The sequence below is a fragment of the Acetobacter okinawensis genome (genome assembly GCF_002153655.1).
Lineage (GTDB): Bacteria > Pseudomonadota > Alphaproteobacteria > Acetobacterales > Acetobacteraceae > Acetobacter > Acetobacter okinawensis_A.
On the sequence record NZ_JOPJ01000006.1, the window covers coordinates 117,231 to 130,219 of the forward strand.

At 55.0% G+C, this 12,989-nt stretch carries 24 protein-coding genes; all 24 read left to right on the forward strand.

All coding sequences use genetic code 11. The features are described from left to right. Nucleotides 1-55: 55 nt before the first annotated feature. Nucleotides 56-1,246, forward strand: coding sequence for an elongation factor Tu (gene tuf, locus HK26_RS03290; RefSeq protein WP_025826974.1), 1,191 nt, complete (start codon nucleotides 56-58; stop codon nucleotides 1,244-1,246). A gap of 105 nt (nucleotides 1,247-1,351) precedes the next feature. Further along, complete coding sequence (gene rpsJ, locus HK26_RS03295) at nucleotides 1,352-1,660, forward strand: 30S ribosomal protein S10 (protein ID WP_007282720.1); 309 nt, start codon at nucleotides 1,352-1,354, stop codon at nucleotides 1,658-1,660. A gap of 10 nt (nucleotides 1,661-1,670) precedes the next feature. After that, nucleotides 1,671-2,354 carry a 50S ribosomal protein L3 gene (gene rplC / locus HK26_RS03300; RefSeq protein ID WP_025826972.1) on the forward strand — a complete coding sequence of 228 codons (684 nt, stop codon included), beginning with the start codon at nucleotides 1,671-1,673 and terminating at the stop codon, nucleotides 2,352-2,354. Between the two features lie 4 nt (nucleotides 2,355-2,358). Beyond that, nucleotides 2,359-2,973: a 50S ribosomal protein L4 gene (gene rplD / locus HK26_RS03305; protein WP_025826970.1), complete on the forward strand. Its 615-nt coding sequence runs from the start codon at nucleotides 2,359-2,361 to the stop codon at nucleotides 2,971-2,973. Continuing rightward, nucleotides 2,970-3,305 (forward strand): 50S ribosomal protein L23, encoded by a 336-nt coding sequence (locus HK26_RS03310; protein ID WP_025826968.1) that lies wholly within the window; start codon nucleotides 2,970-2,972, stop codon nucleotides 3,303-3,305. Before rplD ends, HK26_RS03310 begins: the two co-directional genes overlap by 4 nt. Before the next feature lie 16 nt (nucleotides 3,306-3,321). Beyond that, nucleotides 3,322-4,152, forward strand: coding sequence for a 50S ribosomal protein L2 (rplB, locus tag HK26_RS03315; protein ID WP_025826966.1), 831 nt, complete (start codon nucleotides 3,322-3,324; stop codon nucleotides 4,150-4,152). A gap of 13 nt (nucleotides 4,153-4,165) precedes the next feature. Continuing rightward, nucleotides 4,166-4,444, forward strand: coding sequence for a 30S ribosomal protein S19 (gene rpsS, locus HK26_RS03320; RefSeq protein WP_012812769.1), 279 nt, complete (start codon nucleotides 4,166-4,168; stop codon nucleotides 4,442-4,444). A gap of 8 nt (nucleotides 4,445-4,452) precedes the next feature. Beyond that, a complete protein-coding gene (rplV, locus tag HK26_RS03325; protein WP_048852981.1) occupies nucleotides 4,453-4,863 on the forward strand; it encodes a 50S ribosomal protein L22 in 411 nt (136 codons plus the stop codon). Nucleotides 4,864-4,866: 3 nt separating this feature from the next. Further along, nucleotides 4,867-5,544 (forward strand): 30S ribosomal protein S3, encoded by a 678-nt coding sequence (rpsC, locus tag HK26_RS03330; protein WP_025826959.1) that lies wholly within the window; start codon nucleotides 4,867-4,869, stop codon nucleotides 5,542-5,544. Between the two features lie 17 nt (nucleotides 5,545-5,561). Beyond that, entirely contained in the window at nucleotides 5,562-5,978 is a 417-nt protein-coding gene (gene rplP / locus HK26_RS03335; RefSeq protein ID WP_025826957.1) for a 50S ribosomal protein L16, read from the forward strand. Nucleotide 5,979: 1 nt separating this feature from the next. Further along, entirely contained in the window at nucleotides 5,980-6,216 is a 237-nt protein-coding gene (gene rpmC, locus HK26_RS03340; RefSeq protein WP_025826955.1) for a 50S ribosomal protein L29, read from the forward strand. A gap of 13 nt (nucleotides 6,217-6,229) precedes the next feature. After that, nucleotides 6,230-6,499: a 30S ribosomal protein S17 gene (gene rpsQ / locus HK26_RS03345; RefSeq protein WP_025826953.1), complete on the forward strand. Its 270-nt coding sequence runs from the start codon at nucleotides 6,230-6,232 to the stop codon at nucleotides 6,497-6,499. A gap of 17 nt (nucleotides 6,500-6,516) precedes the next feature. Then, nucleotides 6,517-6,885 carry a 50S ribosomal protein L14 gene (gene rplN, locus HK26_RS03350; RefSeq protein ID WP_025826951.1) on the forward strand — a complete coding sequence of 123 codons (369 nt, stop codon included), beginning with the start codon at nucleotides 6,517-6,519 and terminating at the stop codon, nucleotides 6,883-6,885. Further along, nucleotides 6,885-7,205, forward strand: a complete 321-nt coding sequence (gene rplX / locus HK26_RS03355) for a 50S ribosomal protein L24 (RefSeq protein ID WP_025826949.1) — start codon at nucleotides 6,885-6,887, stop codon at nucleotides 7,203-7,205. The genes rplN and rplX overlap by 1 nt, the downstream gene beginning before the upstream one ends. A 10-nt stretch (nucleotides 7,206-7,215) precedes the next feature. Beyond that, entirely contained in the window at nucleotides 7,216-7,785 is a 570-nt protein-coding gene (gene rplE, locus HK26_RS03360; protein WP_086638474.1) for a 50S ribosomal protein L5, read from the forward strand. 71 nt (nucleotides 7,786-7,856) lie between these two features. Beyond that, on the forward strand, nucleotides 7,857-8,162 hold the full coding sequence (rpsN, locus tag HK26_RS03365) for a 30S ribosomal protein S14 (protein WP_025826945.1): 306 nt from the start codon (nucleotides 7,857-7,859) through the stop codon (nucleotides 8,160-8,162). A gap of 9 nt (nucleotides 8,163-8,171) precedes the next feature. After that, nucleotides 8,172-8,570, forward strand: a complete 399-nt coding sequence (gene rpsH, locus HK26_RS03370; RefSeq protein ID WP_025826943.1) for a 30S ribosomal protein S8 — start codon at nucleotides 8,172-8,174, stop codon at nucleotides 8,568-8,570. A 10-nt stretch (nucleotides 8,571-8,580) separates the two neighbouring features. Continuing rightward, a complete protein-coding gene (gene rplF / locus HK26_RS03375) occupies nucleotides 8,581-9,114 on the forward strand; it encodes a 50S ribosomal protein L6 (RefSeq protein WP_025826941.1) in 534 nt (177 codons plus the stop codon). Beyond that, nucleotides 9,114-9,476 carry a 50S ribosomal protein L18 gene (gene rplR / locus HK26_RS03380; protein WP_086638475.1) on the forward strand — a complete coding sequence of 121 codons (363 nt, stop codon included), beginning with the start codon at nucleotides 9,114-9,116 and terminating at the stop codon, nucleotides 9,474-9,476. Before rplF ends, rplR begins: the two co-directional genes overlap by 1 nt. A 15-nt stretch (nucleotides 9,477-9,491) precedes the next feature. Further along, nucleotides 9,492-10,067 carry a 30S ribosomal protein S5 gene (gene rpsE / locus HK26_RS03385; protein ID WP_048852990.1) on the forward strand — a complete coding sequence of 192 codons (576 nt, stop codon included), beginning with the start codon at nucleotides 9,492-9,494 and terminating at the stop codon, nucleotides 10,065-10,067. Beyond that, entirely contained in the window at nucleotides 10,060-10,245 is a 186-nt protein-coding gene (gene rpmD, locus HK26_RS03390) for a 50S ribosomal protein L30 (protein ID WP_025826935.1), read from the forward strand. The genes rpsE and rpmD overlap by 8 nt, the downstream gene beginning before the upstream one ends. Nucleotide 10,246: 1 nt before the next feature. Then, nucleotides 10,247-10,735, forward strand: coding sequence for a 50S ribosomal protein L15 (gene rplO, locus HK26_RS03395; protein WP_025826933.1), 489 nt, complete (start codon nucleotides 10,247-10,249; stop codon nucleotides 10,733-10,735). Between the two features lie 139 nt (nucleotides 10,736-10,874). Then, entirely contained in the window at nucleotides 10,875-12,227 is a 1,353-nt protein-coding gene (gene secY, locus HK26_RS03400) for a preprotein translocase subunit SecY (RefSeq protein ID WP_025826931.1), read from the forward strand. Beyond that, nucleotides 12,224-12,892, forward strand: coding sequence for an adenylate kinase (locus HK26_RS03405; protein ID WP_086638476.1), 669 nt, complete (start codon nucleotides 12,224-12,226; stop codon nucleotides 12,890-12,892). Before secY ends, HK26_RS03405 begins: the two co-directional genes overlap by 4 nt. The last annotated feature ends 97 nt before the right edge of the window (nucleotides 12,893-12,989 follow it).

Consider the following 12,989-nt stretch of genomic DNA (forward strand, 5'->3'; position numbering starts at 1 on the left):
TTGGGGCGCTTATAACAACTGCATCCCGGACATTTTTTGGGGCATGGAGTAAACAATGGCTAAGGCTAAATTTGAGCGGAATAAACCGCACTGCAACATCGGCACCATTGGTCACGTTGACCATGGTAAGACGTCTCTGACGGCTGCCATCACAAAGACGCTGGCAAAGACCGGCGGCGCTGTGTTCAAGGCATACGACATGATTGACGCAGCCCCTGAAGAACGCGCTCGCGGCATCACCATTTCCACCGCTCACGTGGAATATGAAACCGCAAACCGTCACTACGCGCACGTCGACTGCCCCGGACACGCTGACTATGTGAAGAACATGATCACCGGTGCAGCGCAGATGGATGGTGCCATCCTCGTGGTGTCCGCTGCTGACGGCCCGATGCCGCAGACCCGTGAACACATCCTTCTTGCTCGTCAGGTTGGTGTGCCGGCTCTGGTTGTCTTCCTGAACAAGGTTGACCAGGTTGACGATCCGGAACTGCTTGAACTGGTTGAAATGGAAGTTCGTGAACTTCTGTCTTCTTACCAGTTCCCCGGTGACGATATTCCTGTAATCAAGGGCTCCGCTCTGGTTACTCTGGAAGATGGTGATCCGGAAGTTGGTGAAAACCGCGTACGCGATCTGATGGACGCAGTTGATGCGTACATCCCGCAGCCTGAACGTCCGGTTGACCGTCCGTTCCTGATGCCGATCGAAGACGTGTTCTCCATCTCTGGTCGCGGCACTGTTGTGACCGGTCGTGTGGAACGTGGTGTTGTCAACGTGGGTGACGAAGTTGAAATCGTCGGCCTGAAAGACACCATCAAGACCACCGTTACGGGTGTTGAAATGTTCCGCAAGCTGCTTGATCGCGGCGAAGCAGGCGACAACATCGGTGCGCTGGTGCGTGGCACGAAGCGTGAAGACGTTGAGCGTGGTCAGGTTCTGGCCAAGCCCGGCTCCATCACGCCGCATAAGAAGTTCAAGGCAGAAGCCTACATCCTGACGAAGGAAGAAGGTGGCCGTCATACGCCGTTCTTCACCAACTATCGTCCGCAGTTCTACTTCCGTACGACTGACGTGACGGGTGTTGTGCACCTGCCCGAAGGCACGGAAATGGTTATGCCTGGCGACAACTGCGCTATGGAAGTCGAGCTGATTGCTCCGATCGCCATGGACGAAGGTCTCCGCTTCGCTATCCGTGAAGGTGGCCGCACTGTTGGTGCAGGCGTTGTTGCTTCCATTATCGAGTAATCGATAAGGGATTAGAGACTGAGTGGCCCCGGCCGATTATTCGGCTGGGGTCTTACTTGGCGGCCGGGATAACCCGGACAAGTAAAGTGTTGGACTAAGAAACAGATGGACAACCAGAACATCCGCATTCGCCTGAAAGCGTACGATCATCGGGTGCTTGATAACAGCACGAAAGAGATCGTGAATACGGCGAAGCGTACGGGTGCGCGGGTTCGGGGTCCTATCCCGCTGCCGACGCATATCGAACGGTTTACGGTTAACCGTTCTCCTCACGTTGACAAGAAGAGCCGCGAGCAGTTCGAAATTCGGACTCATCGTCGTTTGCTCGATATTGTTGAGCCCACTCCGCAGACCGTGGACGCTCTCATGAAGCTCGACCTCGCCGCTGGCGTGGATGTCGAGATCAAACTTTAAGGTCCAGACGATGCGCACCGGATTGATCGCAAAAAAGTTGGGCATGTCCCGACTGTTCAAGGAAGACGGCACACATGTGCCTGTCACCGTCCTGCATGTTGATGAACTGCAGGTGGTAGACGTTCGTACTCAGGAGCGTGATGGCTATGTAGCTGTCCAGCTGGGTATGGGCAACGCCAAGGTGAAAAACGTAACAAAACCCAACCGTGGCCATTTTGCCCGCGTGAAGGTCGAACCCAAGAAAACAGTGCGTGAATTCCGTGTGGCTGATGATGCCACGCTGGAAGTTGGTGCTGCTCTTTCTGCTTCCCATTTCGTTGTTGGCCAGAAGGTTGACGTGACGGGGACAAGCAAGGGTAAGGGGTTTGCTGGCGCCATGAAGCGCTGGAATTTTGCTGGTCTTGAAGCCTCGCATGGTGTGTCCATTTCGCACCGTTCGCATGGTTCGACCGGTAACCGCCAGGACCCTGGCAAAACCTTCAAGAACAAAAAAATGGCTGGTCATCTGGGCGATGAACGCGTGACCACCTTGAATCTGGAAATCGCAGCGGTCGATCCGGAAAAGAATCTGATCATGATTCGTGGCTCCGTTCCGGGAGCAAAGAATGGTGTCGTTCTCATTCGTGATGCGATCAAGAAAGCCCGCCACAGCGATGCGCCTTATCCGGCAGCACTTGTGAAGGCGGAGGCCTGAGATCATGGAAATCGAAATCAAGACACTTGATAACGGCACGGCTGGTTCAGCTACGCTTCCGGAAGAACTTTTCGGCGCAGCTCCCCGGGCGGACGTAATGGCACGCGTTGTGCACTGGCAGCTGGCAAAGCGCCGCGCTGGCACGCACAAGGTCAAGGGCATGGGCGAAGTGTCCGGCACGACCAAAAAGCCGTATCGCCAGAAAGGCACCGGTAGCGCTCGTCAGGGCTCCCTGCGTGCTCCCCAGTACAGAACTGGTGGCGTTGTGCATGGTCCTGTTGTGCGCGATCATGGGTATGACCTGCCTAAAAAGGTGCGTCGTCTCGGCCTGATCTCCGCTCTGTCACAGAAAGCGGCTGAAGGTAAACTGGTTGTTCTGGACACGGCTTCTGGCGTGACCAAGACCAGCGAACTGGCGAAGAAGCTGCAGGGTCTCGGCTGGGGCTCCGCTCTGATTGTTGATGCTTCTGTGGACGAAAACTTCGTACGCGCAGCGCGCAATCTGCCGAAGATTGACATTCTGCCGACCATTGGCGCGAATGTTTATGACATTCTGAACCACGAGGTGCTTGCCATCACGCAGGCAGGCCTTGAAGGACTGAAGGAACGCCTGGCATGACGAATATTCTTGCTATTCGCAAGAAAGCCGAGCGTCTTTCTCGGGAAGCTCTGTACGATATCGTACGGACGCCTGTCATCACCGAGAAGGCGACTGCGCTTTCTGAAAAAAATCAGGTTGTTTTCAAGGTCGCAATGACGGCTAGCAAGCCTGAAATCAAGGTTGCGGTGGAAACGCTGTTCGGGGTCAAGGTTGTTGGTGTCAACACCCTTGTCCAGAAAGGTAAAACCAAGCGCTTTAAAGGGCGTGTGGGTCAGCGTTCTGACGTTAAAAAGGCGTTCGTTCAGCTTGCAGAAGGTCAGTCTATTGACCTGACCGCGAAGCTGGCGTGACCAAGGGTAGAAACTAATGGCACTGAAGCACTTTAATCCTGTCACGCCGAGCCTGCGTGGTACGGTTCTGATTGATCGTGCTGACCTGTGGAAAGGCAAGCCGGTCAAGCAGCTCACGGAAGGTAAGAACAAGTCGGGCGGTCGTAACAATAACGGCCGTATCACGTCTCGTTTCCGTGGCGGCGGTCACAAGCAGTCCTATCGTTATGTGGACTTCAAGCGTCGTAAGTTCGACGTGCTGGGTACTGTGGAACGTCTTGAATACGATCCTAACCGCACGGCATTTATTGCGCTGGTGAAGTACGAAGACGGTGAACTGGCATACATTCTGGCTCCGCAGCGCCTGAAGGTTGGTGACAATGTCATCGCCGGTGCACGCGTGGACATCAAGCCGGGCAATGCCATGCCGCTGTCTGCCATTCCGGTGGGTACGATCATCCATAACATCGAGCTGAAGCAGGGCGCTGGCGGCAAGCTGGCCCGTTCCGCAGGGACGTATGCGCAGCTGGTTGGTAAGGATTCGGGCTACGCCCAGATCAAGCTGCAGTCTGGTGAATTGCGTGTTGTGCGCGGTGAATGCATGGCAACCGTTGGTGCCGTGTCCAATCCGGACAACATGAACCAGCATATGGGTAAGGCTGGTCGTTCCCGTTGGCTGGGTCGCCGTCCGCATAACCGCGGCGTGGTGATGAACCCGGTTGACCATCCGCACGGTGGTGGTGAAGGCCGCACATCTGGTGGTCGTCATCCAGTTACGCCATGGGGCAAGCCTACCAAAGGTTACAAAACTCGGGTCAACAAGCGGACGGACGGTCTGATTATCCGTCGCCGGAAGACCGGCAAGTAAGGGGCAATAGAAGATGGCACGTTCCGTCTGGAAAGGTCCGTTCGTCGACGGGTATCTGCTGAATAAGGCTGAAGTATCCCGCGCATCGGGTCGGAATGAAGTGATCAAGATCTGGTCGCGTCGTTCAACGATTCTTCCGCAGTTCGTTGGTCTGACGTTCGGTGTTTATAACGGTCAGAAGTTCCTGCCTGTGCAGGTGACGGAGAACATGGTTGGCCATAAATTTGGCGAATTTTCTCCCACCCGTACATTCCACGGGCATGGTGCTGACAAGAAGTCTAAGCGGGGCTAAGAGCAAAGATGAGCAAGCCGAAGCATCCGCGCACGCTCGCGGAAACAGAAGCGCAAGCTATCACGCGTAACATTCGGGTTAGCCCCCGCAAGCTGAACCTTGTGGCAGGCCTGATCCGTAATAAACCTGCATCTCAGGCAATTGCGACGCTGACATTCTCCAAGCGCCGTATCGCTCAGCAGGTTAAGAAAACGCTGGAAAGCGCGATCGCAAACGCTGAAAACAACCACCAGCTTGATGTTGATCAGCTGGTGGTGAAAACGGCCGAAGTGGGCAAGTCCATTGTCATGCGTCGTTTTCATGCACGTGGCCGCGGTCGTTCCGCACGCGTCGAAAAGTTTTTCAGTCACCTGAAGATTGTTGTAGCCGAACGGGCCGTTGTGTCCGACGCGGCTTCTTCCGAGCAGAAGGCGGCCTGAGGTATGGGGCATAAAGTCAATCCGATCGGGCTGCGGCTCGGCATCAACCGCACATGGGACAGCCGCTGGTACGCAGATGCGGATTATTCCCGTCTGCTGCACGAAGACCTCAAGCTTCGTGCATTCCTGCGCCGTAAGCTGGCAGGCGCGGGTGTTTCCCGCGTTGTCATCGAACGTCCGGCTAAAAAACCCCGCGTGACGATTTACGCAGCACGTCCTGGTGTTGTTATCGGCAAAAAGGGGCAGGACATTGATGCTCTGCGCAAGGAACTGACCCGTATGGCCGGTACCGAAGTCGCACTGAACATCGTGGAAATCCGCAAGCCGGAAATCGACGCGACTCTGGTGGCTGAAAACATTGCCCAGCAGCTTGAACGCCGCGTGGCCTTCCGTCGCGCTATGAAGCGCTCCGTGCAGTCCGCAATGCGTCTGGGTGCCCAGGGTATCCGAATCAATTGCTCTGGTCGTCTGGGTGGCGCTGAAATCGCGCGTATTGAATGGTATCGTGAAGGTCGTGTGCCCCTGCACACCCTGCGCGCTGACATTGATTATGGCACGGCAACGGCGAAGACCACCTATGGCACTTGCGGTGTGAAGGTATGGATCTTCAAGGGCGAAATTCTTGCTCATGATCCGTTGGCACAGGATCGCCGGGCGGCCGAACAGGCTCCTCAGCGCTGAGGAGAGGATAAAAAACAATGCTTTCCCCTAAGCGGACAAAATTCCGTAAAGCCCATAAAGGCCGTATTCACGGCCTTGCAAAAAGCGGTACCACACTTAACTTTGGTACGTTTGGTCTCAAGGCTCTGCAGCCGGAACGTATTACGGCGCGCCAGATTGAGGCATCACGTCGTGCCATTACCCGCGCCATGAAACGTGCGGGTCGTGTGTGGATTCGTATTTTTCCGGATATTCCGGTCTCGACAAAGCCCGCAGAAGTGCGTATGGGCTCCGGTAAGGGATCGCCTGAATTCTGGGTGGCCCGTGTGAAGCCAGGTCGTATCTTGTTTGAGATTGAAGGCGTTCCTCCTGAACTGGCGCGTGAAGCGCTGGCTCTGGGAGCTGCAAAGCTGCCGATCAAGACCAAGTTTGTGACCCGAATTGGAGATGCGTGAGATGGTAAAGGCAGTAAAGCCAGCTGATTTGCGCGCTAAAACGTCAGACGAGCTTGAAGCTCGTCTGGTTGAACTTAAGCGTGAACAGCTCAACTTGCGTTTCCAGCAGGCCACCGGGCAGACAGAAGCGCAGAGCCGTGTTCGTGCGGTCCGTCGTGAAATTGCGCGCATCAAGACAATTGCTGCGCAGAATGCAAAGAATGTAGCAGGTGCAAAAACATCTGCTGCCAATGCCTGAGGAGAGGTAGCCGATGCCGAGGCGCGTCCTGACCGGGCGTGTGACGAGCGACAAGATGGACAAGACCGTTACGGTTCTTGTCGATCGTCGCGTCATGCATCCAGTGTATAAAAAGTTCATTCGTCGCTCCAAGAAATACGCGGCGCATGATGAAGAAAACATCTGCAAGACGGGTGATTCCGTGCGGATTGTTGAATGTGCGCCTATTTCACGGCGTAAGACGTGGACCGTGATTTCCCGCAACGGTGAAGCCGTGGGCGTGGAAGCAACTGCGTCGGCCTAACGTAAGGATTTTAGGTTATGATCCATCCCGAGACCAACCTCGATGTGGCCGACAATTCCGGTGCACGTCAGGTGCAGTGCATTAAGGTGCTGGGCGGTTCCAAGCGGAAGTCTGCCTCGGTCGGCGACGTGATCGTCGTTTCCGTCAAGGAAGCCATCCCCCGTGGGAAGGTGAAGAAGGGCGATGTTCACCAGGCCGTTATCGTGCGTACCTCTTACCCGGTTCGTCGTCCCGATGGCAGCGCCATCCGGTTCGACCGTAACGCTGCCGTGCTGATCAACAAGCAGCAGGAGCCGATCGGTACCCGTATCTTTGGCCCGGTTGTGCGTGAACTGCGTGCGAAGAAGTTCATGAAGATCATCTCTCTGGCGCCGGAGGTGCTGTAATGGCTGCCCGTATTAAAAAAGGCGATACGGTTGTCGTCATCACCGGCTCTTCCAAGGGCGTGCAGGGTGAAGTTCTGGAGGTTCGTCCTTCTGAAGATCGCGCTGTTGTGCGTGGTGTTGCAATTGCCAAACGTCACCAGCGTGCGCGTCGTATGGGTGAAGAAGGTGGGATTATTGCCCGTGAGGCAGCCGTCCACCTCTCCAACCTGAAGCTGGTTGATCCTGCCTCCAAAAAGCCGACACGCGTTGGTTTCCGGGTGCTGGAAAACGGCAAAAAAGTTCGCGTTGCCAAGGCGACTGGCGAAGTGATTGAAGGTTGAGAGGCTAGGTATGAGTGCGAATCAGGAAGGGCGTTCCCTCCCGCGCCTTCACCAGCGCTATGAGAGTGAACTTCGTGCCAAGCTGCGTGAGCAGTTTGGTTATACCAACGAAATGCAGGTGCCGCGGCTTGAAAAAATCGTCCTGAATATGGGCGTTGGCGAAGCCGCTGGTGACCAGAAGAAGCTGGATGCAGCCGTTGCGGAAATGACCCTTATTGCGGGTCAGAAGCCGGTTAAGACGGTAGCCAAGAAGGCAATCGCGGGCTTTAAAATCCGTGAAGGTCTGCCGATCGGCTGTAAGGTTACGCTGCGTCGGGCTCGGATGTACGAATTTCTCGATCGTCTTGTGACGATTGCGATGCCGCGCATCCGTGACTTCCGTGGTCTCCCTGCGACAAAAGGCTTTGATGGCCGTGGCAATTTTGCCCTTGGTCTGAAAGAGCAGATCGTTTTCCCTGAAATCGAATACGACAAAGTGGACGAAGTCCGCGGTATGGACGTTGTGTTCGTGACCAGCGCGAAAACGGATGCTGAAGCTAAAGCTTTGCTGAAGGCATTTGATCTTCCCTTCTTGGGATGATACAGGCTGCTTTATTGTGTGATCTTGGAAAACCGTCGAAGGTTTTCGAAGGGTTCCGGAGGTAATGTTGTATGGCTAAAACATCTGCCATCCTGCGTAATGCGAAACGCAAGCGCATGGCGGCACGGGATAATGAGAAGCGTACCGCTCTCAAGAATATTGTAATGGACCGGTCTTTGCCCGTGGAAGATCGGTTTGATGCGTCTCTCAAGCTGGCAGAACTGCCGCGTAACGGTTCCCGTGTACGCGTGCGTCTGCGTTGCAAGCTGACAGGTCGTTCTCGCGGTAACTACCGTAAGTTTGAGCTGTGTCGTATCGCTTTCCGTGATCTGGCCTCTGATGGTCAGATTCCGGGAGTGGTGAAAGCTAGCTGGTAAGGGCTCGAGATGTCGCTTTCAGATCCTTTGGGTGATATGCTCACCCGTATTCGCAACGCTCAGCGTGCGCGTCACAACTCTTGCGTTGCTCCGGCATCCAATCTGCGTGTGAATGTGCTTGAAGCTCTGCAGCGCGAAGGTTACATCCGTGGTTACAAGCGTGAAGAAGTGCGTAAGGGCATTGCCCAGCTGCACATCGAGCTGAAGTACGCGGAAGGTGAACCGGTTATTCGTGAAATCCAGCGCGTTTCGCGTCCTGGTCGTCGCGTTTATTCCAAAATTAAAGAATTGCCGCGTGTCTGCGCTGGTCTGGGTGTTTCTATCCTGTCCACGCCCCGTGGTGTTCTGTCCGATGTAGAGGCCCGCGCCGCCAATGTTGGTGGTGAAGTCCTTTGCCGCGTCTTCTGAGGAGGGATAAATGTCACGAGTAGGCAAGTATCCCGTCGAAGTTCCGGCAGGGGTCACAGTTTCCATCGCGGACGGTGTTTTTAAGGCTAAGGGTAAGCTGGGTGAGCTTTCTCTGCCCATTTCCAGTCATGTTACGGCTGAAGTGAAGGACAATTCGGTTGTTGTGCAGCCGAATGGTACCGAATCTCAGGCCCGCATGATGTGGGGAACAACACGCGCGCTCATCGCTTGTGCGGTCAAAGGTGTTTCTGACGGGTTTTCCAAAACTCTGGAAATTACCGGGACGGGTTATCGTGCTGCAGTGCAGGGTTCTAACCTTGTTATGAACCTCGGCTTCTCTCACGATGTGATCTATCCAATTCCGGCTGGCATCAAAATTTCCACCCCACGTCCTACAGCGATTGTGGTGGAGGGGATTGATAAGCAGCGTGTTGGCCAGGTGGCTCTGGATATCCGTAGCTATCGTAAGCCTGAACCTTATAAAGGTAAGGGTGTGCGTTACGATACGGAAACCATCCGCCGTAAGGAAGGCAAGAAGAAATAATGAGCACTCAGCAGGAATTGCGGAACCGGCGGCGTGCGCGCCTCCGTTTTCAGCTCCGCCGCAAGGCTGGTGGCCGTCCTCGTCTGTCGGTTTTCCGGTCTGGTAAGAACATCTATGCTCAGGTGATTGATGATGCGCAGGGCGTTACCCTTGCTGCGGCATCAACGCTGGATAAAGAACTGCGTGAAGCCCTGAAAAATGGCGCCACGCAGGATAGCGCCGGTGCAGTTGGCAAGCTGGTAGCCCAGCGTGCTGTGGCTGCTGGTGTGTCTCAGGTCGTGTTCGATCGGGGATCTTATCTTTATCACGGGCGCGTCAAGGCCCTGGCGGAGGCGGCCCGTGAGGGCGGTCTCTCCTTCTGAGGAAAGGATCACGCAATGGCTCGTGAACCAAGAGAAGGCGGTCGAGGCGGCCGTGAGCGCGAACGCGAAGGCGATGAGCTGGTTGATAAGCTGGTAACCATCAATCGCGTTGCAAAGGTTGTTAAGGGTGGTCGGCGTTTTGCGTTTGCTGCTCTGGTTGTGGTTGGTGACCAGAAAGGTCGCGTGGGCTACGGTGCCGGTAAGGCTCGTGAAGTTCCCGAAGCGATCCGTAAGGCAACTGAACGCGCCAAGCGTGGGATGATTCGCGTTCCCATGAAGGAAGGGCGTACGCTGCATCATGACGTCGCTGGTCACTTCGGGGCTGGTAAGGTTGTGCTGCGCTCGGCGGAAGCCGGGACAGGGATCATCGCTGGTGGTCCTATGCGTGCGGTTTTTGAAAGCCTTGGCATTAACGACGTTGTGGCCAAGTCTTTGGGAACCCGGAACCCGCATAACATGGTCAAGGCAACATTCGATGCCCTGACGCGTTGTGCCAGCCCGCGTGCCGTGGCAAATCGTCGTGGCAAAAAAGTGGCGGAAATCTTTGGCAAGCGCGACCAGGCTGCTGGTGCGGAGGCTGCAGATGTCTGAGAAAAAAACTTTCAAGGTGATCCAGGTTGCGTCCGGAAACGGACGTAAGCCGGGTCAGCAGGAAACCCTGATCGGGCTTGGTCTGAACAAGATCGGGCGCGAAAAGGTTCTGGAAGATACCCCTTCCACGCGCGGTATGGTCCGCAAGGTGGCCCACCTGGTGAAGGTGGAGGACTGAAATGAGACTTAACGAACTTCGTGATAACGAAGGCGCTCGCTACCGTAAAAAGCGGCTTGGGCGCGGTATCGGTTCCGGCAAAGGCAAAACGTCCGGTAAGGGTGTGAAAGGCCAGAAAGCACGTGAGGGTGTGTCCCTCAACGGGTTTGAAGGTGGTCAGCTCCCGATTTATCGTCGTCTGCCGAAGCGGGGCTTTAAAAACATCTTCCGCAAGGTCTATGCTCCCGTTAATCTGGGTGCTGTAGAGCAGGCGTTGGTTGATGGTAAGCTGGAAAACGGCGTGACCATTACCGAAGAAGCGCTGAAGAAAGCTGGTCTGGTTGGGACTGGTAAGTACGCAGGTGTTCGTATTCTTGCTGAAGGCGAACTGACCAAAAGCGTTTCTTTTGAAGTGTCTGGTGTCTCTGCTTCTGCCAAGGTTGCCATTGAAAAAGCTGGTGGCAGCGTAAAGCTGCTGGCAGCGGCGCCTGTGGAAGCTAGCGCCTCCTGATTGCGTGGGAGAGAGAGCAGTGGGAGACCCTGTTCTCTCTTCCTTGCCCGGATCAGAACAGCTGTCTGATATTTTTCAGGCAATCATGCCAGCGTCTCCACGTTATGTGGCGGCGCTGTTTGTGTGAAAGGACGGATGCATGGCTTCCGCGGCCGAACAACTGGCTGCCAATTTTAACGTAGGCTCCTTTGCCAAGGCGACGGAACTCAAGAAGCGGATCTGGTTTACGCTGGGCGCGCTGATTGTTTATCGTTTGGGAACATATATTCCTGTGCCCGGTGTAGATGCTACGGTTATGGGGCAGCTTCTGGCGCAGCATCAGGGCGGCATTCTTGGTATGTTCAACATGTTCTCGGGGGGCGCTCTTGGGCGTATGACCGTGTTCGCGTTGAACATCATGCCCTATATCTCTGCGTCAATTATTGTGCAGTTGATGTCTACGGCGGTACCTTCTCTTGAGGCACTCAAGAAGGAAGGTGAGCAGGGGCGTAAAAAGCTTAACCAGTACACGCGCTACCTTACGGTCCTGATCGCTGTTTTTCAGGCTTACGGGATCGCAATCGGGCTTGAGAATGTTCAAAGCGGCGCTGCCGTGGTGAACCCCGGGCCGCTTTTTCTGGTGACCTGCGTTACGGCGCTGGTGGGTGGCACCATGTTCCTGATGTGGCTTGGTGAGCAGATTACGTCACGCGGGGTGGGCAATGGGATTTCACTCATTATCTTCGCCGGGATTGTCGCCAATCTGCCGCATGCCTTGGTAAGCCTTTTCCAGTTGGGGTATACGGGCGCACTGTCTTCGTTCTTTGTGCTGCTGTTCCTTGTGCTGGCTGGCCTGACCATCATGTTCATCGTGTTTATGGAGCAGGCGCAGCGTCGGGTTGTCATCCAGTATCCTAAACGGCAGATGGGACAGCGCATGTTTGGTGGAGACACCACGCATATGCCGCTCAAGGTGAACACTGCGGGTGTTATTCCACCAATTTTTGCATCATCAGTGCTGTTGATACCCGTAACACTTGCCGGGTTTATGAACGGTAAATCCCTACCGGGGTGGCTGTCATTTCTGGGTGAGGAGTTGGGGCAGGGGCAGCCTCTGTATCTGCTCTTTTACGCCTTGATGATTGTCTTCTTCTCGTATTTCTATGCGGCGGTGACCTTCAATCCTGCGGAGACCGCAGACAACCTGCGTAAGCAGGGTGGGTTTATTCCTGGTGTGCGCCCCGGCGCATCTACCGCATCGTACTTCGACAAGATCCTGACGCGTCTGACGACGATTGGCGCGGCCTATATGGTTGCGGTGTGTTTGCTACCGCAGATTTTGATCAGCCGTTACAATGTGCCGTTCTACTTTGGCGGGACGAGCCTGATTATTATTGTCTCGGTGACGATTGATACGGTGACACAGGTGCAGTCTCATCTTGTAGCGCATCAGTATCAGGGTTTGATGCGCAAATCTCGTGGTGGCAGGAAGCAGAGGATCATCAGACGATGAACATTATTTTTCTGGGCCCACCGGGAGCGGGAAAAGGAACACAGTCCAAGCTGCTGGAAGAGCGGCATGGACTGGTCCAGATTTCCACCGGGGACATGCTGCGTGCGGAAGTGGCGCGCGGCTCCGAGATTGGTAATCAGGCTAAGGCGTTGATGGTTGCGGGCAAGCTCGTGCCGGATGCGCTGATTATTGCCATGCTCAAGGACCGCATTGCCCAGCCGGACTGCCAGAATGGCTTCATTCTGGATGGTTTTCCACGCACTCTGGCGCAGGCCGAGGAACTGGATACCATGTTGTCGGTTGATGGAAAGAGCATTGATGTTGTGCTTTTTCTAGACGTGGATGAAGAGATTCTTGCCGATCGTATTTCTGGACGTTTCACCTGCGCCAACTGTGGGCAGACTTATAACGAAGCGTCCAACCCGCCTGCAAAGGAAGGGGTGTGCGATGCCTGCGGGAGTCATGAGTTCAAACGTCGGGCAGACGACAAGCGCGAGACAGTTGTTGAGCGCCTGAAAGAATACCGCAATCTTACCGCGCCGATTCTGCCGTTTTATGAAAAATCGGGTCGTTTGCGTAAGGTAAACGGCATGCTTTCGACTGCTGAAGTGACGGCAGAAATTGAAGCAGCGCTTGAAGATAGCGGCGTGATCACGAAGAAGTGATCAGTTTTCGTTGACTTGTAACGGTGGTCGGTATATTTCGCGGCCACCAAGTGAAATCCGCCCAGTCAAAGCAGGGCTATGAGCCGTTCGCTGTAAA